29 protein-coding genes are annotated in these 23,529 nt (G+C 74.6%); 19 read left to right on the plus strand and 10 right to left on the minus strand.

All coding sequences use genetic code 11. The features are described from left to right. The first annotated feature begins 190 nt into the window (after positions 1 to 190). Both ACL02T_RS02665 and ACL02T_RS02670 read left to right on the plus strand, forming a co-directional pair. On the plus strand, positions 191 to 1,060 hold the full coding sequence (locus tag ACL02T_RS02665) for a L,D-transpeptidase (RefSeq protein ID WP_412829004.1): 870 nt from the start codon (positions 191 to 193) through the stop codon (positions 1,058 to 1,060). Positions 1,061 to 1,080: 20 nt separating this feature from the next. Continuing rightward, positions 1,081 to 1,929, plus strand: coding sequence for a hypothetical protein (locus tag ACL02T_RS02670; protein ID WP_412829005.1), 849 nt, complete (start codon positions 1,081 to 1,083; stop codon positions 1,927 to 1,929). An 83-nt stretch (positions 1,930 to 2,012) separates the two neighbouring features. Here ACL02T_RS02670 and ACL02T_RS02675 read toward each other — a convergent pair whose 3' ends face one another. Both ACL02T_RS02675 and ACL02T_RS02680 read right to left on the minus strand, forming a co-directional pair. Then, entirely contained in the window at positions 2,013 to 2,957 is a 945-nt protein-coding gene (locus ACL02T_RS02675; RefSeq protein WP_412829006.1) for a DNA polymerase domain-containing protein, read from the minus strand. 31 nt (positions 2,958 to 2,988) lie between these two features. Further along, positions 2,989 to 3,564: a type 1 glutamine amidotransferase domain-containing protein gene (locus ACL02T_RS02680; RefSeq protein ID WP_412829007.1), complete on the minus strand. Its 576-nt coding sequence runs from the start codon at positions 3,562 to 3,564 to the stop codon at positions 2,989 to 2,991. 191 nt (positions 3,565 to 3,755) lie between these two features. Here ACL02T_RS02680 and ACL02T_RS02685 point away from each other — a divergent pair, with 191 nt between their 5' ends. Beyond that, the gene (locus ACL02T_RS02685; protein WP_412829008.1) at positions 3,756 to 4,142 is read left to right on the plus strand and encodes a hypothetical protein; all 387 of its coding nucleotides are present in this window, start codon (positions 3,756 to 3,758) and stop codon (positions 4,140 to 4,142) included. 61 nt (positions 4,143 to 4,203) lie between these two features. Here the strand turns inward: ACL02T_RS02685 and ACL02T_RS02690 are convergent, their stop codons facing one another. The 5 genes from ACL02T_RS02690 to ACL02T_RS02710 form a co-directional block, all read right to left on the minus strand. After that, positions 4,204 to 5,523 carry a sodium/calcium exchanger protein gene (locus ACL02T_RS02690; protein WP_412829325.1) on the minus strand — a complete coding sequence of 440 codons (1,320 nt, stop codon included), beginning with the start codon at positions 5,521 to 5,523 and terminating at the stop codon, positions 4,204 to 4,206. A gap of 180 nt (positions 5,524 to 5,703) precedes the next feature. Further along, positions 5,704 to 6,213: a universal stress protein gene (locus tag ACL02T_RS02695; RefSeq protein ID WP_412829009.1), complete on the minus strand. Its 510-nt coding sequence runs from the start codon at positions 6,211 to 6,213 to the stop codon at positions 5,704 to 5,706. A 31-nt stretch (positions 6,214 to 6,244) separates the two neighbouring features. After that, positions 6,245 to 6,466, minus strand: coding sequence for a hypothetical protein (locus tag ACL02T_RS02700; protein WP_412829010.1), 222 nt, complete (start codon positions 6,464 to 6,466; stop codon positions 6,245 to 6,247). Beyond that, positions 6,463 to 6,900 carry a DUF5313 family protein gene (locus ACL02T_RS02705; RefSeq protein ID WP_412829011.1) on the minus strand — a complete coding sequence of 146 codons (438 nt, stop codon included), beginning with the start codon at positions 6,898 to 6,900 and terminating at the stop codon, positions 6,463 to 6,465. Before ACL02T_RS02705 ends, ACL02T_RS02700 begins: the two co-directional genes overlap by 4 nt. A gap of 42 nt (positions 6,901 to 6,942) precedes the next feature. Next, positions 6,943 to 7,374 (minus strand): ATP-binding protein, encoded by a 432-nt coding sequence (locus ACL02T_RS02710; RefSeq protein ID WP_412829012.1) that lies wholly within the window; start codon positions 7,372 to 7,374, stop codon positions 6,943 to 6,945. Between the two features lie 199 nt (positions 7,375 to 7,573). Here ACL02T_RS02710 and ACL02T_RS02715 point away from each other — a divergent pair, with 199 nt between their 5' ends. The 3 genes from ACL02T_RS02715 to ACL02T_RS02725 all read left to right on the plus strand — a co-directional run bounded on the left by ACL02T_RS02715 (position 7,574) and on the right by ACL02T_RS02725 (position 9,140). Beyond that, complete coding sequence (locus ACL02T_RS02715; RefSeq protein WP_412829013.1) at positions 7,574 to 8,110, plus strand: DUF6328 family protein; 537 nt, start codon at positions 7,574 to 7,576, stop codon at positions 8,108 to 8,110. Positions 8,111 to 8,163: 53 nt separating this feature from the next. After that, the gene (locus ACL02T_RS02720) at positions 8,164 to 8,655 is read left to right on the plus strand and encodes an SRPBCC family protein (protein ID WP_412829014.1); all 492 of its coding nucleotides are present in this window, start codon (positions 8,164 to 8,166) and stop codon (positions 8,653 to 8,655) included. Positions 8,656 to 8,756: 101 nt separating this feature from the next. Next, on the plus strand, positions 8,757 to 9,140 hold the full coding sequence (locus ACL02T_RS02725) for a DUF4235 domain-containing protein (protein ID WP_412829015.1): 384 nt from the start codon (positions 8,757 to 8,759) through the stop codon (positions 9,138 to 9,140). A gap of 21 nt (positions 9,141 to 9,161) precedes the next feature. On the opposite strand, the gene ACL02T_RS02730 is transcribed toward ACL02T_RS02725, so the two are convergent. After that, positions 9,162 to 10,562 carry a cation:proton antiporter gene (locus ACL02T_RS02730; RefSeq protein ID WP_412829016.1) on the minus strand — a complete coding sequence of 467 codons (1,401 nt, stop codon included), beginning with the start codon at positions 10,560 to 10,562 and terminating at the stop codon, positions 9,162 to 9,164. Between the two features lie 972 nt (positions 10,563 to 11,534). Between ACL02T_RS02730 and ACL02T_RS02735 the strand changes: the two genes are divergently transcribed. Next, positions 11,535 to 11,897: a J domain-containing protein gene (locus ACL02T_RS02735; protein ID WP_412829017.1), complete on the plus strand. Its 363-nt coding sequence runs from the start codon at positions 11,535 to 11,537 to the stop codon at positions 11,895 to 11,897. Between the two features lie 172 nt (positions 11,898 to 12,069). On the opposite strand, the gene ACL02T_RS02740 is transcribed toward ACL02T_RS02735, so the two are convergent. Further along, positions 12,070 to 12,450 carry a VOC family protein gene (locus ACL02T_RS02740; RefSeq protein WP_412829018.1) on the minus strand — a complete coding sequence of 127 codons (381 nt, stop codon included), beginning with the start codon at positions 12,448 to 12,450 and terminating at the stop codon, positions 12,070 to 12,072. A gap of 68 nt (positions 12,451 to 12,518) precedes the next feature. On the opposite strand from ACL02T_RS02740, the gene ACL02T_RS02745 reads away from it, so the two are divergent. The 8 genes from ACL02T_RS02745 to ACL02T_RS02785 all read left to right on the plus strand — a co-directional run bounded on the left by ACL02T_RS02745 (position 12,519) and on the right by ACL02T_RS02785 (position 20,147). Continuing rightward, the gene (locus tag ACL02T_RS02745) at positions 12,519 to 13,808 is read left to right on the plus strand and encodes an alpha-amylase family glycosyl hydrolase (protein WP_412829019.1); all 1,290 of its coding nucleotides are present in this window, start codon (positions 12,519 to 12,521) and stop codon (positions 13,806 to 13,808) included. 22 nt (positions 13,809 to 13,830) lie between these two features. Then, a complete protein-coding gene (locus ACL02T_RS02750; protein WP_412829020.1) occupies positions 13,831 to 14,688 on the plus strand; it encodes an NAD(P)-dependent oxidoreductase in 858 nt (285 codons plus the stop codon). 617 nt (positions 14,689 to 15,305) lie between these two features. Further along, complete coding sequence (locus ACL02T_RS02755) at positions 15,306 to 15,875, plus strand: MarR family winged helix-turn-helix transcriptional regulator (RefSeq protein WP_412829021.1); 570 nt, start codon at positions 15,306 to 15,308, stop codon at positions 15,873 to 15,875. 142 nt (positions 15,876 to 16,017) lie between these two features. After that, positions 16,018 to 17,034, plus strand: coding sequence for a helix-turn-helix domain-containing protein (locus ACL02T_RS35130; RefSeq protein ID WP_503129079.1), 1,017 nt, complete (start codon positions 16,018 to 16,020; stop codon positions 17,032 to 17,034). A gap of 153 nt (positions 17,035 to 17,187) precedes the next feature. Next, complete coding sequence (locus ACL02T_RS02770; RefSeq protein ID WP_412829022.1) at positions 17,188 to 17,607, plus strand: hypothetical protein; 420 nt, start codon at positions 17,188 to 17,190, stop codon at positions 17,605 to 17,607. Then, the gene (locus ACL02T_RS02775; protein ID WP_412829023.1) at positions 17,604 to 18,704 is read left to right on the plus strand and encodes a hypothetical protein; all 1,101 of its coding nucleotides are present in this window, start codon (positions 17,604 to 17,606) and stop codon (positions 18,702 to 18,704) included. Before ACL02T_RS02770 ends, ACL02T_RS02775 begins: the two co-directional genes overlap by 4 nt. A gap of 17 nt (positions 18,705 to 18,721) precedes the next feature. Continuing rightward, a complete protein-coding gene (locus tag ACL02T_RS02780) occupies positions 18,722 to 19,198 on the plus strand; it encodes a hypothetical protein (RefSeq protein WP_412829024.1) in 477 nt (158 codons plus the stop codon). Further along, positions 19,188 to 20,147: a hypothetical protein gene (locus ACL02T_RS02785; RefSeq protein ID WP_412829025.1), complete on the plus strand. Its 960-nt coding sequence runs from the start codon at positions 19,188 to 19,190 to the stop codon at positions 20,145 to 20,147. The genes ACL02T_RS02780 and ACL02T_RS02785 overlap by 11 nt, the downstream gene beginning before the upstream one ends. 46 nt (positions 20,148 to 20,193) lie before the next feature. On the opposite strand, the gene ACL02T_RS02790 is transcribed toward ACL02T_RS02785, so the two are convergent. After that, positions 20,194 to 20,562 carry a hypothetical protein gene (locus ACL02T_RS02790; protein ID WP_412829026.1) on the minus strand — a complete coding sequence of 123 codons (369 nt, stop codon included), beginning with the start codon at positions 20,560 to 20,562 and terminating at the stop codon, positions 20,194 to 20,196. Positions 20,563 to 20,823: 261 nt separating this feature from the next. Here ACL02T_RS02790 and ACL02T_RS02795 point away from each other — a divergent pair, with 261 nt between their 5' ends. From ACL02T_RS02795 to ACL02T_RS02810, 4 genes are read left to right on the plus strand one after another with little or no spacing between them, the layout of a single operon-like run. After that, positions 20,824 to 21,687 (plus strand): hypothetical protein, encoded by an 864-nt coding sequence (locus ACL02T_RS02795; RefSeq protein ID WP_412829027.1) that lies wholly within the window; start codon positions 20,824 to 20,826, stop codon positions 21,685 to 21,687. Continuing rightward, positions 21,684 to 22,118: a roadblock/LC7 domain-containing protein gene (locus tag ACL02T_RS02800; RefSeq protein WP_412829028.1), complete on the plus strand. Its 435-nt coding sequence runs from the start codon at positions 21,684 to 21,686 to the stop codon at positions 22,116 to 22,118. The genes ACL02T_RS02795 and ACL02T_RS02800 overlap by 4 nt, the downstream gene beginning before the upstream one ends. Then, on the plus strand, positions 22,115 to 22,723 hold the full coding sequence (locus ACL02T_RS02805) for a MarR family winged helix-turn-helix transcriptional regulator (protein WP_412829029.1): 609 nt from the start codon (positions 22,115 to 22,117) through the stop codon (positions 22,721 to 22,723). The genes ACL02T_RS02800 and ACL02T_RS02805 overlap by 4 nt, the downstream gene beginning before the upstream one ends. A gap of 40 nt (positions 22,724 to 22,763) precedes the next feature. Further along, entirely contained in the window at positions 22,764 to 23,504 is a 741-nt protein-coding gene (locus tag ACL02T_RS02810; protein WP_412829030.1) for a dienelactone hydrolase family protein, read from the plus strand. Positions 23,505 to 23,529: the final 25 nt, after the last annotated feature.

The raw sequence follows: 23,529 nt of genomic DNA on the forward strand, positions 1-23,529 counted from the left end.
CGTCGAGCGTCGTTGAGCGGTGGGACGCGACCGCCCGTCGCGTGATCGACTCCGTCCGTCTGGACGCAGAGCGATCACCGGGGCGACGGCCGTCACCTGATCGGGAAGCCCTCGTTCATTCGATCGTGCACAGCGCGTCCGACGTCTCCCCGGTCCCCGTCCCCGCCGTCAACCGGTCGTGGGGCGCGTGATGGCCAACCACACCCTTCCCCCGCGGACCGGACGGCGCGCGGAGCGCCGCGGTCCCTCGCGCTCCGGACTCCTCCTGCGGGCCGGCTTCGGCGTCGTGGCCGTGCTGGCGATCGCCCTGGTCGTGGGGCTGCTCGTCGGCGGGTCGCCCTCGCCGGTCGCGCCCCGGGGCGGCGGGTCCTCCGGCACGGGCGCGGTCGCGGCGGCCCTCGACCCCGCGTCCCTGCAGGAGAGCACGACCTACACGACCCTGCAGGCAACGGTGTCCGACCCCGCCCCGCAGGACACGACGGACGGCCGGGTCGCCCACCCCGTCCGCGAGGCCGTGGTGCACGACGCGCCCGGCGGCACGCCGATCGCCCGCATGCCGGTGACGCAGATCGGCGACACCTGGCTCCCGGTGATCGCCCGGCAGGGTGCCTGGGTGCAGGTCCTGCTGCCCTCGCGGCCCAGCTCGTCGACGGGCTGGCTGCCGCTGGCCGACCTCGAGGTGAAGACGACGCCGTACCGCATCGCCGTCCACCTGGGCTCCCGGACGCTCGCCCTGTACGAGGACGGCGCGAAGCTCGCGGAGTGGACGGTCGGGGTCGGCAAGCCGGAGGCGCCGACTCCCGTGGGGCGGACCTTCCTGCTCGGAGCGTTCACCGACGACCAGCAGCGGTACTCGCCGGTGATCCTCCCGCTGGGCACGCACAGCCCCACGCACGACACCTTCGGCGGCGGCCCGGGCACCGTCGCCATCCACACCTGGCCGACCGACGACGTGTTCGGCACCGCCACCAGCGACGGCTGCATCCGCGTCCCCGCGGACGCGCTGCGCCGGCTCACCGAGGTGCCGCTGGGCACGCTCGTGACGATCGACGAAGCATGATCACCGAAGGGACCCGACGCGTGAAGACCTCCAAGTTCGCCGGTGCCGGTGCGGCCGCGGTGGGTGCGGCCACCGCCGCGGCGGTGCTGCTGCTGGGCTCCACCGCCGCCTCCGCCGAGCCCTCCCTCGACTCGTCCGCGTACGTGTTCGCGACCGACGGCCTGCTGTCGACCAGCCCGAGCCCCTACGCCGAGTCCCGGGACGGGGAGCACGACCGGCAGAGCGTGGCCGACGTGACCGCGCTCCCCCTGCACGGCAGGCCGGGTATCGGCCTGTCCGCGCTGGTCGCCGAGGCCGAGGGGCACCGGGCCGAGGCCACCGTGGCGAAGGTGGACGTGCTGGGCCTCCTGCGGGCGCAGACCATGCGGACCTGGTGCGACGGGGCGGACGGCGGCTCCGCCGGCGTCGACCTCGTCGACGCGTCGATCCTCGGTACCCCGGTGAGCGCGCCGCTCGAGGACCAGACCGTCGACGTCTCACCGCTGGTGAAGATCGCCCTGAACCAGCAGGACCGCGACGACGACTCGATCACGGTCACCGGGCTCACCGTCACCCTGTTGCCGGGCCAGGACCGCCACCGGGACCTCACCGACGAGGAGAGGCAGCTCGCCCCCGACCTGATCGGGCTGGTCCGGGGCGCGCTGCCGGACCTGCAGCGGACCCCGCTGAGGACGGTCGACGACCTGCTGACGGCCCTCTCGCCGAAGGGCGACCTGCTGGAGATCACGGTCGGCTCCGCGACCTGCGTGCTGGAGGACGAGCACGCCGACGAGCCGGAGGCCGAGCCCGTGGTGAACGCGTACGAGCCGGAGCCGGGCGAGGCGCCGCGGCCGGAGATCGTGCGGAAGAACCTGCCCGTCACCGGCTGACGGGACGGGGACCGGGAGCCGGCCCGCGCGCGGGGACGCGCGGCCCCGGCCCCGTCGGGTGCGGGGACGCGCCCGCGCGTGGGTCAGCCCTCGCGGGCCGCGCGCTTGCGCCGCTTGCCCTCGTGCATCGCCTGCACGCGGGCGACGGGAATCGCGTGCCCCTCCTCGACGAGGCCGGCCGGGAGCCGCTGCGGGGCCGGCAGCGCCCGGGTCCAGGAGGGTCGCCCCGCCAGCAGTCCCGGCGCGGTCCACAGGGTGAAGTCGGTGGGGGACGCGGTGTCGAGCTCCTCCCAGGCGAGCGGGAAGGACACCGGCAGCCCGGGGCGGATGCGCGGGCTGTAGGCCGCGACCACGGTCGCGCCGCCGGCGCGGGTGGAGTCGACGAAGACCTTCCCCTCGCGGTCCTCCCGGAGGAAGGCCGTGGTGGCGAGGGCGGGATCGAGCCGCTCGGTCCGCGCGGCCAGGGCGCGGGTGGCGGCCGCGGCGTCGTCGAACGGGGTGGGGGCCAGCGGGACGACGACGTGGACCCCCTTCGCCCCGCTCGTCTTGACCGCGCCGCGCAGTCCGGCCCCGGAGAGCGCCTCGCGCACCAGGTGGGCCACCGCGACCACGGCCGGGAAGCCCGCGCCCTCGGGCGGGTCCAGGTCGAGCACGAGCTGGGAGGCCCGTGTGGCCCCGACCGTGAACAGGGCCGGGTGGTACTCGACGGCCCGCTGGTTGGCCAGCCAGAGCAGGGTGCGCCGGTCGTCGCAGAGCGCGTAGCGGACCTCGCGGCCGGTCTGCGAGCGGATGACCGTGCTGCGCACCCACTCCGGGGTGTGGCGGGGGAGGTTCTTCTGCATGAACGGTTCCTGGCCCGGCCGCACCCGGACCACCGAGAGCGGCCGGTCGGCCAGGACCGGGACCATCCGGTCGGCGACGGCGTCGAGGTAGTCGACGAGGTCCCGCTTGGTGGCGGGCTCCCCGTCGACGAGGGGGGAGTCCAGGCTCGAGAGCGCGACGCCCGCCCGTTCCTCGCTCGCCGTCATGCGGTCATCATGACCCGGCTCCCCGCCGGGGTCACGCCGTGGCGCCCTCCGGGTGGACGGAGTGCTCGCCCTCGGCGAACTCCTCGACGATCTTCGCGCAGAAGGCCTCCAGGTCGCCGGGGTTGCGGCTGCTGACCAGACCCTGGTCGGTGACGACCTCCTCGTCGACCGGGTTCCCGCCCGCGTTGCGGATGTCGGTGCGCAGGCTCGGGAACGACGTCAGCGTGCGGCCCTTCACCAGGTCCGCCTCGACCAGCGTCCACGGGCCGTGGCAGATCACGCCCACCGGTTTGCCGGCCGCGAACACGTCCTTGACGAAGGTCAGGACGTCCTGGTCCATGCGCAGGCGGTCGGCGTTGACCGTGCCGCCCGGCATGATCAGCGCGTCGTAGTCCGAGGCCGAGACCCGCGACGCCAGCTTGTCGACCGGGTAGGTCCCGCTCGGCGAGATGTCGGAGTTCATCGCCTGGATGGCGTCCTCGGAGATCGACACGATCTCGGTGGTGGCCCCGGCGTCCTCGACCGCCTTGCGCGGCTCGGTCAGCTCGACCTCCTCGACGCCGTCGGTCGCGAGGATCGCGATGCGCTTGCCGTCCAGTGCACCCATCGTGGCTCTCCTTTCCCGGACCGCGGATCGGCACGGCCCGTGACCGGCGATACCCCGGTGGCCGGTCGCTACACCCCACAGGAGCTCACGCGGTATGTCATGGTGGGAACACGCGCGTTGAGCAGGCAGCGTCGCAAGGAGCCGCCCGCGCGAGCCGTGGGTCCACCGACGAAGGGGTCGACGTGCGCACCGTGACCGAACCCGTGACCGAACCCGTCATGGCCGTGCTGCGGGTCAAGGCGTCTGCCGACGTGGACCCGCACGTGCTGGAGGCCGCGCTCACCCGCGCGATCTGCACGGACACGGATCGTCCGCTCACCGCCGAGCTGGAGTGGGTCCCGGCCTGGAAGCCGGCCGCCCGGGCGGAGAAGCGCCGGTTCGTGTTCGTCGCGGTCCTGCGCGGCGGGCGGCGGGCGTGCGCCGAGGAGCTGGTCGCGGCGGTGGAACGGTCGGCCGAGCGCGCGGTGAAGCGGATGATGGGCAAGGCGGCGACGGCGAAGGCGCGCCCCGCGGCGGAGCCCGAGGTCGCGGCCTTCTGGTGCTCCTTCCGCGGCACCCCGCACAAGATCACCGCCTGACGCGGCGCCCCCGCCGGACGGCCGCACACGGACCGGGCCGCCGATCGGCCCGGTCCGGAGCTCAGGCCGGCTCCTCCGCCAGCCGGTGCGGGTCGGTCCGCAGGCCGTCGCGCAGCAGCCGCGGCAGCTCGCGGCGGTGCCGCACCAGTTGCGCCAGGCCCAGCACCCCGTACACCCCGGACAGGATCAGCGACACGGTGTTCGAGGTCTCGGTGGGCAGGGTGATCGAGGTCGTGAACTGGACCGCGAACAGCGCGACGAGCGCGATCGCCCCGCGCCAGCTCAGTGCGAGCGTCATCAGGATGCTGATGGCGAAGAAGGACTGGGCGCCGGTGAGCAACAGCTCCACCCGCTGCTGGTGGTCGAGCGGCAGCCCGTGCAGGGAGCCGGAGGACAGTGCGAACACCAGCGGTAGCGTGCCGACGAGCAGTGTCCACTGGTTGACCTTGCTGGACAGCAGGGTGCCGAGGGAGTCGCCGGCTCGCAGGCGCTTCGCGTAGAGGCACGCGACGATCAGCTCGGGAGCCTCGCTCGCCAGCGGCGCCACCCACTGGACCAGCACGAACCGGTCGATGCCCAGTTGCGAACCCGTCTCCACCAGGCCGTCGGCGAAGTGCTCCGCGGTGGCGAGGATGATCACCGCGGCGATCGCGAAGAGGACCCCGTAGAGCCACCGCCGGGAGCGGGCCCGGCGCTCGGCGACCCACTGGGCGCTCCCGTGCAGGTCGGGCTCCTCGGCCGGTCCCTGGGCGAGGCGGATCGCGTAACCGACGAACACGGCGACGAGCACCACCAGGTCGATCAGCGTCAGGGAGCTGCGCAGCGGCAGCGTCAGGGAGTAGAGCGTGGCGATACCGAGGAACACGACCTCGGCGGAGAGCGTGCGGGGCAGCCGCACCCCGGCCCGGTCGCCCGCGCGCTGCCCGCCGTCGTCCTCGGGCGGCCTGCCGCCGTCCTGCCGGCGGCGACGACGGGCGGCGAGGAGCGCGACGAGCACGACCAGCGGCCACCCGACACCGACCAGGACCCGGTTCGCCCCGGTCATGTTGGCCAGGGCCAGCGAGCAGGGGTTGGTGCCGTCGGGCCCGGGCACACACGCGCCCTGCGCGGCGAAGACCTCGCCGGCCCGGAAGGTGAAGACGAAGTCGACGGCGTACTCGGGCAGGACCGCCAGCAGGGCGAGGATCGCCAGGGCGAGTCCGGCGCTCATGTCGACCTGCGCGGCCTCACCCGCCCAGGACAGCACGAACGCCGCCCCGACGATCGCCAGCCCGTACACCGCGACGGCGGCCACCGGCGGCAGTTCGGGGTGCGGGAGGCCGAGGAGCGTCGCCGCCCCCAGGTAGAGGCCGGGCAGCGCCACGACCACCGCGGCGATCAGGGGGAGGGGCGGGCGGCGCCGGGGCGGGGAACCGGACGTGTCACCGGACCTCGCGCCCGCATCGCCCGTGTCCGTGTCGGTCCCGGCCCCGGATTCCGGGGCGTCGGGGCTCGCGTCCCCGTGATCGGTGGACCCGTGGTTCGCGGCGTCGCGGTCGGTGGCGTCGGAACGGGCCACGGGTCAGCCACCGGCCGCCGGGACGAGCACGACCGGGCAACGTGCGTGCTCGGCGCAGCGGCGTGCGACGTCGTCGAGCCGGCCGCCGACGTGCCCCAGCACGAGCAGCCGGGCCGCCGTCGCCTGCCCGAGCAGCAGGGTGGCCGGATCGCCGCCCGCGGTCACCACCCGCACCTCGACGTCGTCGCCCGTGGCGCCGACCGCCTCGTCCAGCCAGCCCTCGCGGTCCTCGGCGAGCGGGACCACGGCGATGGCGCCACCACTCGTCCGGGCCTCGGTCACGGCCCAGCGCAGGGCGGCGCGGGACTGCGGCGAGCCGTCCACCCCGACGACCAGCGCCGCGGCCGGCGTCTCCGTCGGCCCGGCCGGCGGCTCCTCCGGCGGGGCCGGCGTCTCCTCCGGCGGCGCGAGGCGCAGGGCGTCGTGCCGGTCGTGGGGGTGGAAACCGGCGTGCGGGTCCTGGTCCTCGTGGCGACCGGGGACGTTGCCGGGGTCCGACAGGGTCGGGATCATCGCGCTCTCCTGAAGGCGGTGCGACGGGTGGTCAGTCGGACGGCTCGGCGCCGGGACCGTCGGTCGCCCCGCCGCCGGGATCGACGTCCTGGCGGTGGGCCGGGCGCGGGTCCTCCTCCTCGTCGCGGCGCTGGTCCACCCGGTGCCCGACCACCTCCTCCTCGAGCCGGTCGACGGTCTCCTCGGTCCGGGTCGGGTCGACGGACTCCTCGGTCCGGGTCGGGTCGGTGGGGTCCTCGGGACGCCCTGTCATCGCGTGCCTCCGTTCGTCGGGGTGCGGAGAGGGGGAGCGGGGGTGCGGGGGGTGGGTCCGCGGGAGGGGCCGGAGTGGGGGCCGGTGCCCCGGCGGCGCCGTTCCCGGCGGGTCGCGGCCGCGGTGCCCTCGGGGTACCCGGCCTTGATCGCCCGGTGTTCCGCGGCGGCCTCCACGAACGCCACCGAGTAGACCAGGCCGATCACCGCGCCCATCACGACGGCGGTGACCCGTATCCCCGGCGATCCCGGGACGACCAGGTACACGGCGACGCCGAACGGGGCGATCTGCACGACCGCGCGGGTCAGGTGCCGGAGCACCCAGGTCCGAGCGGTGACGTCGTGCAGCACCCAGGTCCGGTGACGGGCGGGCAGCCCGGCCCCGAACGCGTAGGCCAGCCAGCGCAGGGGGCCGGGGCGCACGAACTCGGTCATCGCCCCGGGTACCCCCTGCACGGGCGGCGAACCGCGGGCGGCTCAGGCCCCGAGCTCGGCACGGATGGTCTTCCCCGGCCGCTCGGTGCCGGACCCGCCGTGCACCTCGTAGCCCCAGTCGCGGCTCACCGCCTGCACGACGAGCAGCCCGCGCCCGCGGGAGGCGTGCGGGTCCTGCCCGCGCGGCACCGGCGGGGTGGTGCACTCGTCCCGCACCGACACGTGCAGCGCCCCCGGTTCGCGGTGCAACGTGATCTCGAAGGGCGTGCCCGCGTGGTCGACCACGTTCGCCGCCAGCTCGGTGACGACGAGCAGCACGTCCTCGGCGTCCTCACCCTCCACGTGCCAGGCCTCGAGCAGGGGGGCGAGCCGCCTGCGCAGGCACGCGGGCACGTCGGGCGCCGGCCGGTAGTTCCAGCACACGAGGTCGTCGGCGGTGCCGTCCCCGTTCGTCGCCACGTCGCTCGGGAACATCCCGCACCCCCTTCCCGCCGTCGGCGTCGAATCCGGCGTACCCCCTGGCCCCCCGCGGCATACGCACCCGACGAGACCGACTTGTCACCGCGCGTCCCTGCTCCGGACGAACGCCGTACTCACCCGTTCGCGTGAGACGTGCGGGAACGGGTACTCGACGTCGACCCCGATCCGGCGGCGGAGGAGGAAGGAGCGGCGGATGTCCACCCCGACGACGATGACCGACGAGACCGAGGACTGGAACACGCGGCACCGCGCCGAGGGCCCGCTCAACCGCGCCGACCGGAACTTCGCCGAGCTGCTCCAGGAGCTGCGGGTGGTGTTCACGGGCGTGCAGGTCCTCTTCGGTTTCCTGCTCACGATGTCGGTGAGCGAGCGGTTCAAGGAGCTCGACGACTTCCAGCACGGCATGTTCGTCACCACCCTGGCGGGCGCCGCGGCCACCTCGACGCTGCTGGTCGCGCCCGTGGCCGCCCACCGCTTCCTCTTCCGGCGCAACCGCAAGCGCGAGCTCGTCCGGGCGGGGCACTGCCTGGCCATGGCGGGGCTCGGCTTCCTGGCCCTGACCCTGGCCGCCGGACTGATGCTGGTGCTGGACATCGCCGTCGGACGCGTGGCGAGCATCATCGGCGTGACCGTGCTGCTGAGCGGCACGCTGGTGCTCTGGGTGCTGGTGCCGCTCGGCCTGCGCCGCGACTCCTGCGCCGCGCCCGTCCTCTCCGACCCGGCACCGTAGCCCTCCCGAGTGGCGCCCCGTTTCGCGGGAACCGGCCGAGGTATCCGCCGGACATGCCCACCAACGTTCAGGAGAGCATCGACGTCGAGGTGCCCGTGAGCACCGCCTACAACCAGTGGACGCAGTTCGAGTCGTTCCCCCGGTTCATGGGCGGGGTCGAGCGGATCGAGCAGGTCGACGCGACCCGGACGCACTGGGTCACCAAGATCGCGGGCGTCAAGCGTGAGTTCGACGCCGAGATCACCGAGCAGCACCCGGACGAGCGGGTCGCCTGGAAGTCGGTGAGCGGGCCGGACCAGGCCGGGGTCGTCACCTTCCACCGGCTCGACGACAAGCACACGCGAGTCACGCTCCAGCTCGACTTCGAGCCCGAGGGTGTGGTCGAGAAGGCCGGGGACGCGCTCGGCGTCGTCGGCAAGCAGGCGAAGGGCGACCTGGGCCGGTTCAAGGAGTTCGTCGAGTCGCGCGGCGCCGAGGATGGCGCCTGGCGCGGCGACGTGGACCGGACGCCGCAGCGCGGGGAGACACCGGCCCCGCCCGCGTGACCACCCCGCCCGCGTGAGCGCGCACGCGCACGACCCCGGCGACCCGTCCAGTGTGGACGGGCCGCCGTCGTGTGTGCTCACCCCCGCCGTGCCCGCTCACCGTGTCCTCCGCCGCCGCGGTCGAGCGTGTGGCCGTCGCCGCGCCCGGGTACGTGGCCGGCATGAGCGGCAAGAAGAAGGCGAAGCCCGCCGAGCTGGGCGACGACCTGCCGGCACCCCTCAAGCTGGCGTACCGGCCCGTCGGCATCCTCTCCGGTCTCCTCGGCGGCCTGATCGCCAGCCAGGTGTTCAACCAGGTGTGGAAGCGGGTCTCGGACGAGCCGGAGACCCCGCAGCCGTTGTCGCGCGACTACGGCACCAAGGAGGTCCTGATCGCGGCGACCGTGCAGGGCGCGATCTTCGGCCTGATCAAGACGGCGGTGGACCGGTACGGCATGAAGGCCTTCCACCGGTTCGTCGACAAGCCCCGTCCGGCGAGCCACTGAGCCGTCGCCGGTGGCGGCCGGTCACCGCCGCCACCGGCCCCGGCCCCGGCCCCGGCCCCGGTCGCGGACCCGGCCGGCCGGTGCGGCGGCGGGGCCCGGCCCGCCGCGCGGGGCGGACTCGGGGAGCTCGCTCGCCCCGCCCACCTCGTCCGTCCCGGCGGGGGTGACGGTGCGGCCGTAGGAGCGGGCCACCAGCCCGGTCGACAGGCCGTGGATCACGATGCTGGCGACGATCGTGACCACGGCGACCGCGAGGACGAGCTCCTGCTGCGGCCCCGCGGGCAGGTCGATGAACGCGAGCATCCCGAACACCAGGGTGGCGATGCCGCGCGGCCCCGCCCAGCCCAGGACCAGCCGGTCCCGGCGCCCGACGTCCGTGCGGACCAGCGACACGGCGACCGGCAGCATCCGGGCCAGCGTCAACGCCACGAGGGCGTACAGCACGACCTGCCAGGTGATCGCGCCGCGTGCGAGGGTCTGGTTGACGAGCGCGCCGAAGATGAACCACAACGCCAGCGAGAGCAGGGTGCCCACGTCCTCGACGAGGTGCAGTGTCCCCGGCGGCAGCCGGCGCGCCTCCGGCTCGAAGAACACCCCGGCGACGAACGCCGCGACGAAGCCGTTCGCACCGAAGACGGCCGCGCCCCCGTAGGCCAGCAGGGGGAGGGCGAGCACGCCGATCCGCAGGGCGGACGGCTGGGTCCAGCCGCGGTCGAGCGCCCGGCGCAGGACGCGGGCGGCCACGACGCCGACCAGCGCTCCCACCGCGATGGCGATCACCATCGACGGCAGCGCGTTGGCCGCGGCCTCGGTCAGCCCGTCGCCGCCGGCCGCGGTCGCGCCGGCCAGGGCGAACAGGAAGACCGGCGCGACCAGGCCGTCGTTGAGCCCGCTCTCCGCGTTCACGACCTGGCGCAGCCGTTCGGGGATCCGCCGGTCGCGGACGACGGCGATGGCCGGTGCGAGGTCGACCGGCATCACGACGGTGGCCAGCACCAGGAGCAGCCACACACCGGCCCCGCCGAGGAGCACGGCGCCGGCGAGCCAGGCGAGCGCGAGCGACAGGGGGAGGGCGATCAGGAGCAGGCGCAGGGTGAGCCGGGGCTGGCGCCCGAGGATCCCGCCCGGGACCTCCGTCGCGTCGGTGAACAGCAGGATCGCCAGGATCCCCTCCACGACGTGCTCGGCGGACTCGAACTCGATGTCGAAGACGAACACCGGGTCCGGGCCCGCGGTGAGGACGATCCCGGCGGCGAGCATCGCGAAGGGCATCGTGACGCTGAACCGGGCGAGGCGGCCGGCGACCAGCGCCCACCCGAGCAGGATCAGCATGATGACGACGAGCGCGAGCATCCGTTCCCCCTGCCGTCCCGAGCAGCCGACGTTCGCCGCACCCTTGCACTCGGCGCCCGGCGGTTCCACGTTTCGGCGGTATGGGTCCGGCGCTCGGGGCGCGAGCTCCGCTCTCCCGGTCCCACCCGGGGCGGTCCGGCTGTCCTGGCGGGCGGAGCGCGGCCGTCCTCCATGCCCTCCGCGGACTCGGACCGCCGGCCACGACACGAACACCACCGCGTACACCACGGCGTCGATCCGGCCCCGGCGGCAGAGGGAAGACTCCCTCATTTGCTTGACAGAAACTCCACCTACAGCTATAGATATGAGCAGGACGCGGAACATGACCTGGTACCGACGATGACGTCGCCGGGGAGTGAATCGACCATGCCGAACACCAGTCACGCGAGAGTGACCAGCGAGTTCGTCGAGCTGGTCTGCACGGATCGGGCCTGGCTGCGCGCCGAGTTCGACGCGATCATGGCCGCGAACTTCGAAGGCCTTTCTGCGTGCGTCCCCCCGCCGCGTCTCCCCCCACCGCGTCTCCCCAGGCCGCGACCGGCCGCCGCAGGGCCGCGTCGAGCGGACCGCCGCGTCCCGGACCGCGAGGCTGCCGCTGCCCGGTCGACGGAGGTGGCGCGGGCGGTGCGGGGTGGGGGCCGGCAGCGTTCCCCTCCGACGCCGGACGTCGTCCGTGCTCAGGAGCACGCACCGATCAGGAGCACGCACCGATCAGGAGCACGCACGGTCAGGAGAACGCTGCGATCGGAAGAACGCCGAGCGGGCCGAGCCCCGCCCGATCGCCGTCAGCGGCGGAGCGAGGCTGAGCAGATCAACGCCTGAGCACGCGGGCCCGACCGGGCTCGACCCCGCCCGGGCGGACGGACGCCCGGGCGGGGCCACGCTCGCGCACCGTCACCGCACCACGACGAGCGAGCAGACGCCACCACCCCGCAGCCGCAGTGAACACCGGACAGCAACGAGTTCCGGACAGCAACGAACACCGGACAGCTACGAACACCGGACAGCAACGAACACCGGACAGCAACGAAGACCGGACGGATGAACACCGGACAGCCGCATGACCCACCCGAGCCGTACACCGTGCTCGGGCTGACCGCCGACGCCACCGCCGCGGAGGTCACGGCCGCCTACCGACGCGCCGTACGGGACTGCCACCCCGATGCGCCGCACCCTGACCGCGACCGGCTCGCGGCCGTCATCGCCGCCTATCGCCGCGTGCGCGATCAGCTCGCTGATCGGCCCTCCGAGCATCAGCGCCGCCCCGAGACCCGCCCCGAGACCCGCCCCGAGACCCGCCCCGCCGGCGGCCGTGGCATCCCGGTCCGGGTTCGCCGGCACACCCCGCCGCCCACACCGTATCTGCGCGTCGGCCCCGTCCGGCACCATCCCGGCCCGCGCTGATCACCGTGGCGGCGCGCGGCACCGGACCGCTTGTACGCCGTCAGGAGCTGTGACGACCGAGCGGGCGATCACGGAGACCCGGGCGACGTGGCCGTGCCGGAGGAGTGGCGCCGGACGGTGACGGGCCCGCGACCCGCGGGCCCAGCTCATGCGCGGACCCGCGCCGCGCCGGTCAGGGGTTGCGCACCAGGCAGAACGGGTGCCCCGCCGGGTCGAGGTACACCCGGAACGCGGTCCCCCCGGGCTGCACCTCGTGCTTGCGGGCGCCGAGGGCGAGGACCCGGGTCTCGCCCTCGTCGAGGTCCGGCACGTCGAAGTCGAGGTGCACCTGCTGCGGCCGGTCGTCGCCGGGCCAGTCCGGCGGGGTGTGCCCGGGCGCGAGCTGGCAGGCGATCGTGGCACCGCCGCCGGCGTCGAGCTGCACCCAGTGACCCCCGGGCGCCTCGTCACCCGCCCGGATCGGCCAGCCGGTCAGCGCGGAGTAGAACCGGGCGAGGCCCAGCGGGTCCCGGGTGTCGAGGGCGGCCAGGGTGAACGTCGCGATGCCGGTCATGCCCCGACCGTAGGTTCCCGCGGCCGCCCGGCCCAGCGGGTTCCGCCGCGGTGGGGAAGGCTGGCCGCATGCACGACCGGTGGATCGACCACGCGATCTGGTGGCACGCGTACCCGCTCGGGTTCCTCGGTGCCGAGCGCGACGCGCTGCCACCGGGCAGCCCGCCCGCGCACCGCCTCGGCCGGTTCGAGCCGTGGCTCGACCACCTCGTCGAGCTCGGCTGTTCGGGTCTGGCGCTGGGCCCGGTCTTCGCCTCCGAGACCCACGGCTACGACACCGTGGACCACTTCCGCATCGACGCCCGCCTCGGCGACGACCGCGACTTCGACGCGCTGGTCGCGGCCGCGCGCTCCCGCGGGGTGCGGCTGCTGCTCGACGGGGTGTTCAACCACGTCGGGCGGGGGTTCGAGCGGTTCCGGGCCGCGGAGCAGGGCGACGCCGAGGCCCGCCGCTGGTTCCGCTGGGAGGACGGTGGGCCCGCGACCTTCGAGGGGCACGGCCGGCTGGTGGCGCTGAACCACGACGAGCCCGCGGTACGCGACCACGTCTCCGCCGTGCTGCGGCACTGGCTCGACCGCGGGGCGGACGGCTGGCGCCTCGACGCCGCGTACGAGGTGCCGACGTCGTTCTGGCGGGCCGTCCTGCCGGACGTTCGCCGGGAGTTCCCCGAGGCCTGGTTCGTCGGCGAGGTCATCCACGGCGACTACGCCGCGATCGTCGCCGGGTCGGGGCTGGACTCGGTCACCCAGTACGAGCTGTGGAAGGCGATCTGGAGCGCGCTGAACGACCGCAACCTGTTCGAGCTCGCCCACGCGCTGGAGCGGCACTCGACCATGGTGGAGGCGTTCGCGCCCGCGACGTTCGTCGGCAACCACGACGTCACCCGGCTGGCGAGCCGGCTCGACCGGCAGGAGCACATCGGGCACGCGGTGGCGGTGCTGATGACCGTCGGCGGGGTGCCGAGCGTGTACGCGGGGGACGAACAGGCCTTCACCGGGGTGAAGGAGGAGCGCGAGTTCGGCGACGACGCGGTGCGCCCGCCCTTCCCGGACACCCCCGAGGGGCTCGCCCCGTTCGGCGCCCCGGTGCAGGAGATGCACCAGCGGCTGATCGGGCTGCGCCGCCGGCACCCCTGGCTGGTCCGCGCCCGCACGACCGTCGAGCACCTCACCAACACCACGATGGCGGTGCGGTCCCGCGGGGAGGGCGGGGAGCTGGTGACCCTCCTCTCGGTCGACGACGAGCCCCGGCGTTTCCCCGCGGAGCTCGCGGGGCAGACGCTGGAGGACGCCGAGGGCGGCACGCCGGAGGACGCGCTGGTGCTCCCGCCGCACTCGTGGCGCGTGCTCGCCCCCTGACCGAAGGACCGGGGAGGACCGAATGACCGCAGTGACCGTGCTGGGAACGGGGATCATGGGAGCCGGGATGGCCACCAATCTCGCGAAGGCCGGGCTGGACACCACCGTCTGGAACCGCACCACCGAGAAGGCCCGCCCGCTCGCCGACACGGGCGCCCGGGTCGCGGAGGACCCCGCCGACGCCGTCTCCGGGGCGGACGTGATCGTCACGATGCTGTTCGACGCCGACTCGGTCGCCGACGTGATGGCGCGGGCCCTCCCCGCGGCGAAGGACCGGGCGGTCTGGGTGCAGACGGCGACCGTCGGGCTCGACGGCACCGAGCGGCTGGCCGCGCTCGCCCGCGAGCACGGCGTCGCCTTCGTCGACGCACCCGTGCTCGGCACCCGCCAGCCCGCCGAGGCCGGACAGCTCGTGGTCCTGGCCGGCGGACCGGAGGAGGTCCGCGAGGCGGTCGCGCCGGTGTTCGACGCCGTCGGCTCGCGCACCGTGTGGGTCGGCGAGAAGCCCGGCGACGGGCACCGGCTGAAGCTGGTGGCGAACTCCTGGGTGTTGTCCCTCGTCACCGCGACCGGGCAGGCCGTCGCGCTGGCACAGGCGCTGGGCGTCGACCCGCAGCTGTGGCTCGACTCGATCTCCGGCGGCCCGCTCGATTGCGGCTACGCACAGGTCAAGGGCAAGGCGATGATCGCCGACGAGTTCCCGCCCGCGTTCACCCTCGGCGGCGCGGTCAAGGACACCGCCCTGATCGCCGAGGCGCTCGCCTCCTCCGGCGTGGCGGACGCGGTGATGCGGGCCGCCCACGACCGCTTCGCCGCCTCCGCCGCGCAGGGACACACCGACGAGGACATGGCGGCCGTCGTCCACGGTTTCCGGGAGTGACCCGGTCGCGGTGGACGGCGCACTCCCTCGCACCCACCGGGCGGCGGCGTGGCGGGACGCGGGCACCGCATCGGGGAGGACCGGGCGCGGCACGCCCTCGGCGCCGTCTCGCCCTCGCGCGCGATCGCCGGCCCTGGACAGGAGCGGTCGGATGGCGACCGTCCTGGTCCGGCCGTGGATCACGTGCGGGGTCGGCGAGGGCCGCAGGGACGAGGACCGTTGCCCCGGACGCGCTCCGTGACCACTTTCACGCCGACGAAATCCGGGCGGCCGCGCGGCGGATGACGACGTGGGGGACCGGGCCCGTCCTTTCGGGCCGCACCGGAGAGGATACCGCTGGTCCACAACGGAATCGCGTCCGAGGGGTGTCGGGAACGCCGTTCGGCCCCTGTACGGACCGTGCGCGAGCGGCTGCGCTGGGCGCACGACGTGGCTCACCGCAAGTGATCATCCCCTTCCTTATCGTGGCGATAACAGCCTTCCCTGCATTCACGGAAACCGGCGACGCGCCCTTCTCCGGCGGCTGTGTGAGGATCCTGATGGGTGAGTGGAACGGTGCCGCGAGGAGGACGGGAAATGCGAGACGACGCCGGGTCGCGTATGGACGGTGGGCGCGGTTGAGCGACACCTCCTGTGCCGAGCGTGCTCCCGAGCAACGGGCCGCCCGGATCGTCCACGCCCATGATCGCAAGACGACGCTGCGGGTGCGCGACGACGCGGTTGCCGCGTTGGGGGCGCGCGTGCACCTGCTCGGCGCCGGTGTCGAGCGGGTGATCGAGGTGATCGCCCGGCGGCGGCGGATGCGTTCCACCGAGCTCCACGCGCTCCTCGTCATCGCTGCCGCCGAGTCCGGCGGCGACGCGGCGACGCCCGGCGACCTCGCGCAGGCCCTGCGGCTGACCACGGGCGCGATCACCGGCATCGTCGACCGGCTCGTCCGTGCCGGGCACGTCCGCCGCCACCCCGACGGGGCGGACCGCCGTCGGGTCCGGCTGGCCTGCCGGGAGGCGGGTCGCGAGGTGACCGCCGAACTCCTGGGCACCCTGGGGAACCACGCGTCGGGCGTCCTGACCTCGCTCGCTCCGGACGAGCTCGCGATCATCGACCGGGTCTTCGACGAGTTGGCGACGGCCCTCACCGCTTACCTGCTCTCCCCGCAGGCGCGAACTGCGGGGGAACAGCTCTAGCTACTTCGACCTGAAGAAGGCCTCGTCTCGCTGATGGGCGATGGGGGCCGCTGCCGCGGAGAGGGCGTTGATCTCTGTTCGGCGCTCGATCAGGCGGCGAGGGCGGCGATCTTGACCAGGTTGTGGGCTACGAGCGCGACGGTTGACCGATGAGGAAGGTCGGCGGCTGACCCAGATCGTGGGCTGCGGACGGGGCAACCCGATCCGGGTCCGGCGAGCGACGATCATCATGGCCTCGTCGCCGGGGCCTCCGGTCCCGGCGATCGCCCGGCTGGTCGCCGGGGACGAGGACACCGTGCGCGATGTGATCCACGCGTTCGACGAGAAGGGCCTGGCCGCGCTGGACCCTCAGTGGGCGGGAGGCCGTCCCCGCCTGATCAGTGACACCGACATCGCGTTCGTCGTCGCGCCGGCCAGCACCCGCCCGGGCAAGAACACCAAGCGCGACCGGGCCGAGGAGGTGACCAGCCGATTCCCGGACCGCTGCTTCGCCTTCGACCAGGTCGGGCCGCTATCGATCCGGCCCTGCCACGGGTCGACCTGGGCGCGGGAGTCGAGACCGTACCGTCTGCCGGCGACCTACACCCGCACGCACGGCATCCGCTACTTCCACGGCTGCTACAGCCTCGGCGACGACCAGCTGTGGGGCGTGACCGGCGTCGCAAGGGCGGCGATCACACCCTGGCCGCGCCCGGGGAGCGTCCGGGCGGAGCGTCCGGGCGGCGTGTCCGGACGGCGCACCGTTCTGCGTCATCGTGGACGACCTCTCGGCGAACAAGACCCCGAAGATCCGCGCCTGGGCGCGCGCCCACAACGTCGAGCGGTGCTTCACCCCGACCTACGCGTCCTGGGCCAACCCGATCGAGGCCCAGTTCGGGCCCCTGCGCAACTTCGTGATGGGCGCATCGAACCCCGACACCCGCCCGGCGACTGCAGGCCTGTCTGCGCTGGCGCAACGCCAACGCCCGTCATCCCGACGTCCTCGCGGCCCAACGCCGCGAACGCGCCCGAGTCCGCAGCGAACACCACCGCCGCTGGGGCAGACCCGCCGCCGCATGACCCGGTGAACCTATGCGGTCACCGCACTAGTCGGGGCCGCGCGATGCGGGTTCCGGGGTCGCCCCGCTCGGTCGGGTTCCGCGAACCTCTCAGTCGATGAAAGGTTCAGTTGCTCATTCTGTCGAGCGACGAGAAGAAATGCGCACCGATTTCTCGATGTGCCGTCTTGACTGCGGAGGTGGGGTGTGGTGAAACTGTCGTTGGCCGTGCGGAACGCTCCCCAGTCCGCCGCGCGAGACAATTCGAGGTCCCCGTGAATCTGACCCAGGTCGTCGATACCACGCTGAAGTCTTTTCGTGCCGAGGTGCCCGAGTACCTCGCCTCGGCGGTCGTGGACCTGTCGACCGGCATGCTCCTCGACGCGGACACGGTGGACGACCATCCGCGGGAGATCCTCGACATCCTGGCCGCGGCCACGGCGGACCTCTTCCGTGGGCGCACCGTCACCCAGATCGAGTCGCTCTGGCACGAGCGCCGGCTGGCTCTGGGCGTCGAGGCCGAGGTGCACTGGTTCCAGGAGATCCTCACCCACAGTGACACCCTCGCCCACCTCTTCCTGCGGAGCCGGTCGAGCCCGGAGATCGTCGCTGCGGTCGTCTGCCGTCGCGAGGTCAATCTCGGCATGCTCTTCGCTCAGGCGCGCCACGTCATGCGCGGGCTCGACGCGCAATGACGGCGCGGCGGGACGTCCGGGAGGCCCTCGCCGAACTGTTCGCCGCCGTGGGCGGGCCCGGGGGCACGCTCCGCGTTGCGGGCGGCGCCACCGTGCCGGTGACGGTGCACCTGGCGGGCGGGCGGATCTCCTTCGCGGAGACCGAGGCGGTCCCGTCGCTCGGTGAGCGCCTGGTGAACGGTGAGGTGCTGCCGGCGCCGGTGTGGCAGGAGGCGCTGGACACGGGCTTGCCCGTGGGTGCGGCCCTGGTGTCGGCCGGCGCCGTCGACCCCACCGTCCTGGCCGCGGTGGTCGACTCGGTGACCGTCGACGCCCTGGCCGCGCTCGCCGGCGGGCTCGCGGAGGGCACGGTCACGACCTGGTCGTCGTCGACGGTGGACCGGGTGGGGATGCCGGTGGGGCTGGACCTGCGGACCGCGACGGACCGAGCGGTGGCCCTGCTCGCGGCGACGGCGGCGGCAGCGGCTCACGGCGTCGTGCCCGCCACCGTGGTCGAGCCGGGCACGGTCCACGGTCCGATCACCCTCGGCCGAGTGGGCTGGGCGCTCGCCGCGCGCCTGGATCGGCCGAAGACCGTCGCGGCACTGGCGCGGAGCGCCGGCCAGGCTGTGCACGAGGCTGTCGTCGCCGTGGTGCCCCTCCTCGAGTCGGGCGTCTGTGTCCTCGCGGACGGCGTGCGCGCGAGTGGGAGAGGAACAACCACCCGCGTGGTGCCCGACCGCGGGTCGGGACCGCGCAGCGGGGCTCTCGTGCCGGCGCCCCGCACCGCAGAGCCCCGCACCGCAGAGCCCCGCACCGCAGAGCCCCGCACCGCAGAGCTCCGCACCGCAGAACCCCGCACCCCTGAGCCCCGCACCGCAGAGCCTCGCAACGCGCAGCCCTGCACCCCGCAGCCCCGCACCCCGCAGTCCCGGCACGGGGTGTCGGCGGGCCCGGTGCCGCTCCCGCACGCGCTACCCCGCCGCGAACCCGGGGCGAGCCCCGGCCCGCACCTCGACCTCCCGGGCCTGCCGGCCCTCGACCCCGAGGGACGTCCCTTCGAGACCCCCGACGTGCCGACGATGCGCAGGCTCCTCACCGCGCTCTCCGGACTCTGACCACACCCCGGAACACCATGGGAACGCACCGCCAGGCCGGCGAGGACACGGCCGCCGCGAACGGGGAGACCCTGCCGGGACGAGAGCCCGGCTCGTCCGACGCCCCGACCGTCCGGGGCGGGACCGGCCTCGGCGGTGCGGCCCTGGCCGCCGTGGCCCGCGCCGAGGGGTTCCTCGCCGCCTGCCTCGTGGATCCGGGGTCCGGAACCGTGCTCGACTCTCGCCCGCCGTCCGGCACCGAGGACCTCGGTGCACTCGCCGCCGGTGCGGCCGATCTGATGCACGTCCTCACCGTGATGGACGCGCAGCTCGCCGTCGAGGCCGAGGTCGAGGACGTCGTCGTGACGACGGCGCGGCACCTGCACCTCGTCCGGGTGCTGGAGCCCGCCCCGGACGAGACGCGCCTGCTCGTGGTGACGCTGGACCGGTCCCGGTGCCGGCTCGCGGTTGCGCTCCGCGAGCTCCGGGATGCGGGAGTGCGCGGTGCATGCTGATCCGAACCGGTCGCGCGCACCCGCGGCCGACGAGCTGCTGGCGCTCGCCCAGGCCGGCGCGACCGGCGTCCTGTACTTCTCGCGGCGGTCGGCCGGAGAGGGTGAGGACCCGGTCGATGCGGCGGCCGGGCCCGCGGAGCGCCTCGTGGAGAGCGCGGACGAGGGCGCGGTCGAGGGCATCGCACTCGTCGCCGGCCGGCTCACCGCCGCGATTGCGGGGCCGGTACCGGGTCCGGCGGAGATCGCGTGCGCCGCGGCCGGTCCGGTCTCCCCGGGCGTGACCGGGTCGGCGGCCGAGCCGAGGTCCGGCCTCGCGGGCGGGCGCGCTCCGCCGGCACCGTCCGCCGCGACCCGGGAGCGGATCCTCCGGGAGTCGTTGCTCGATGCGGTGTCCGAGCTCCTCGGGCGCGCCGACGCCCGGACCGCGTTCGCGCCGCGAGAGACCCTGGGAGCGGCGCAGGGATGGACCACGGATCCTTGGCGCGCCGCGCAGCGTCCGGAGGGCCGGTCCGGGGAGGGCACGATGGCGGGCCGCTGGACGGATGCGCGGCGGGTCGTCGCGGAGGCCACGCGGCGGCGGGCCCTGCTGACGACGCTGGCTCCGGTGCTCGGTCCGGAGACCCGGCTCGCCAAGGTGGTCCGGATCGCGCCCCGGCAGGTCACCCTGAGCGGCCTCCGATGGCGTTTCGTGGCGGCGCTCGGAATGGCGGCGACGCCGCGTTCCCTGGCGCCGGTCGCCGGCTGCGGGATCACGGAGGCGGTGGTGTGCGGATACACGCTCGTACGGATCGGAATTGCTCGTCCGGAGACATTCTCGGCGGGTGAGGGAAAAGCGATGGAGCGGGTTGCGCCATTCCTTCGGGCGCGGTATCCGGAGAACGGCGGGGAAGTGCCGGGTGCGCATCGCGGAAGGCCCGCGGCGCGGGGGCACGGAATCGCGTCGCGCTGAGGGCGGCCGGGGTCGCGACGGCCGCTCGGGCGGCCGCCGCGACCGCTCAGACGGTGAGCTGCGCCGCGAGCCGGCGCAGTTCGTGGCGGGCCAGGGCGAGGTTCGCGCGCCCTCGGTCAAGGGCCAGGTAGAGGAACAGCGAGCCACTGCGGTCGGAGGTGAGGAGGCGGATCAGGTGGTACTGTTTGCCCAGCGTGATGAGGATGTCCTCGATCTCGTCACCGAGCTGGAGCGAGGCCACGGTGCGCATCTTGGCGCGCACCACCTCGGTGTTGCCGGCCGCCGCGAGCTCCAGGTCGAGGTGCCGTCCGCCCCCCATCGCCCCCAGCGCCATGCCGCTCTCGTAGTCGACCAGTGCGACGCCCACGGCGCCGTCGATCTCCATGGCGCTCTTGAGCGCGGTCTCCATGTTCATCGGTGTCCTCGGGTGTGTGGTCGGGAGAATTTCCGGACGGCGCGACGTTAGCACGACGACGGCTCTCGTAAATGGCCGGAGCGGGCCTCCCGACGGGAATTCGGAGGCCTTGTCGTAGAGTGTGGTCCGACTGTTTCGGTGGCTCCGACAACCGCACGGGAACGACGGTCGAGGAGATGTCGGGCCACTTTTCGGGAAGAAGGGCGACGGGCGCCGGCCGGTCGTCGGGAGGGGGTGCGAGAGGTGTCGACGGACGGGCACGTGGCGCGTGTGGACGAGGTCCCGGACCGGGCGACGGTGGACCGGGCGACGGTGGACCGGGCGACGGTGGACTGGGCGACGGTGGACTGGGCGACGGTCGAGGGGACGCTCGCAGCCTGCGCCGCCGACACCCCGAGGGGGCCGTGGGCGGTACACGTCGGGGGGCGCCCGGGCGGCCTCGTCCGCCTCCACGGGGACCGAATCGTCGGGGTGTGGACGTCCGGCACCCCGCTCGCGAGCCCGTCGCCGGGACGGCGGCCCGGCCGGACGGCCACGTCCCTGGCGGCCGCCGCGGTCGCTGACGCCCTCTATGTGATGGCGGCGGGTCGGGTGCGCGCCGTGCGCGCGGAGGCCGGGCCACCGGACGACCTCCCCGGCCCCGGTCTGGCCCTGGGTCGGGCGCTGCCCGAGGTGCGGCGGAGGCTGGCGGTGGTGGCCCGATCGGGGCGCGCGGTGCCGCCGGAGGAGACCCGCCCGCGGTTGGTCGGGTCGCGCGTACGGGCTCTGTTGACTGCCGGGGAGGAGGCGGTGTGCGGGCTCGCCGACGGCGGGCTGACCCTCCGCGACATCGCGTTCCTGGTCGACCGCCCGGTCTTCGGCGTCGTGGTGGACGCGCTCTACGGAGCGGGTGCGGGTGTACTCGAGCTCGACGTGTGCGCCACGCCGGAGCCGGAACGCCCGGTCACGCCGCCGGTGACCGTCCCCGGGCAGCGTGCGATCGGCACGATCGGGCCGCCGTCGATCCGGCCGCCCGAACGGCGGGTGGTGTCGCTCCTCGCCCGGCGGCGGGCCCGCCCGGTCACGGCCGCGGCCGGGGACACGGTTTCCGAGGCACGGAGCGCCGGCCCGGGGACGCGGTCGTGACGAGCGGTCCGGTCCACGACCTGCTCGGTCCGGCGGCCCCGGTGGAACCCCTGCGCGCCGTCCTCCGCCGGATCCTCGACGACGCCATCGGGGTGTCGGGGGCGGTGGTCTGTACGGCCGACGGCATGCTCGTCGCCGCCGAGCTCCGGGGCGGTGCCCCCCAGCCGGCGGCCTATCAGCCCGAGGCGGTCGCCGCCCTTGCCGCCGCGGCGGCCGGTGTCGCGATCCGCTTCGCGCACCTGCTGACGTTGGGTGACACGGTCGCGACCGTGGTCGACGGGGCCCGCGGCTGCGTGGCCGTGCAGGAGCTGCCCGGGCACGGGGTCCTGGTGCTGTTCGGCAACGAGGGCACCACCCTCGCGCGGCTGCACCTCGCGGTGCGCCAGGCGGTTCCGGCGGTCATGGAGGTGCTCCGGGAGAACCTCAGGTGATCCGTGAGGCGGATCCGGCTCGCGGACCGGAGCTCCCGGACGGCGACGGGTGGGACGGCGCGGGCACGGCCGGCCGCGCCGACCACGCAACGGTGCCGGCCCCTCGCCGGCGTGAGCCGGACGGCCCGGTCCGTACCGCGCAGCTGAGCGAGCTGCTGCACCGCCTGGGCGCCGACACCACCAGGCTGGTGGAGGTGTTCGCCCGCACCAAGAGCCTGCGCGCCAGCGACGTCGAGGCGCTGCTCGCCGTCCGGAGCGGGGAGGAGCAGGACGAGCCGGTGACCCCGGGCGTCCTCTCCCAGGGGCTGATGCTGACCTCGGGTGCCGTCACCGGGCTGGTCGACCGGCTGGTGCGTGCCGGCCACGTGGTCCGGGAGCCCGACGAGTCCGACCGGAGGCGCGTGCGGTTGCGGACCACGCCGGCCGGAGCCGACGTCGCCCTCGAGTTCGACGCCCTGCTCGGCGCTTGTACCGACGGCGCCGCGCGCGGCTTCGGCGCCGGCGAGATGGCCACGGTCGAGCGCTTCCTCGCCGACGTCACCGCCACCACGACCAGCTGTCTGTGGTCCCTGGAGACGCGGGTGGCCGACCGGGAGTCGTCCTAGAGTCGGCACCGTCGTCCCGCTCGACCACACCGGAGCCCGCATGCCCCGCACCCCGCTGACCATCCAGGCCCCCGACGGCGCGTGCGCCGCCACCGTGCACACCCCGGCGGGGGAGGGGCCCTGGCCGGGCGTGCTGATGTACCCCGACGCGGGCGGGGTGCGCGAGACCTTCCTCGGGATGGCCGACCACCTCGCGGATCTCGGCTACGCGGTGCTGCTGCCCGACGTCTACTACCGGTCGGGCGGGTTCGAGCCCTTCGACCTCGCGAGCCTCTTCGACGACCCCGCCGAACGGGCGCGGCTGGCCGAGCTGGTCCGGCCGCTCACCGCGGCGGCGATCGGAGCCGACGCCGCCGCGTACGTCGACGCGCTGCTCGGCCGGCCCGAGGTCCGCGGCGCGGCCGTCGGCGTCACCGGGTACTGCATGGGCGGCCGGGCCTCGCTGACGGCGGCGGGGGCCCTCGGCCACCGGGTGGCGGCCGCGGCGTCGTTCCACGGCGGGCGGCTGGCGGTCGCCGACGACCCGGACAGCCCGCACCACCGCGCGGCGGACATCCGGGCGACCGTGTACGTGGCGGGTGCCCAGGACGACGACTCCTTCGGCCCGGACCAGTTCGCGTTGCTCGACGAGGCCCTCACCGCCGCCGACGTCCGGCACAACCTGGAGACCTACCCCGCCGCCCACGGCTTCGCGGTGCCGGACAACCCCACCCACGACAGCGACGCCGCGACACGGCACTGGGCCGCCCTCGCCGACCTCTACGCCGCCGCCCTGCGCTGAGCCGGCGTCGGCTCGCCGGACACCC

Origin of the sequence: Pseudonocardia oceanicola (genome assembly GCF_047200735.1) — a bacterium.
In the GTDB taxonomy this organism is placed as follows: domain Bacteria; phylum Actinomycetota; class Actinomycetes; order Mycobacteriales; family Pseudonocardiaceae; genus Pseudonocardia.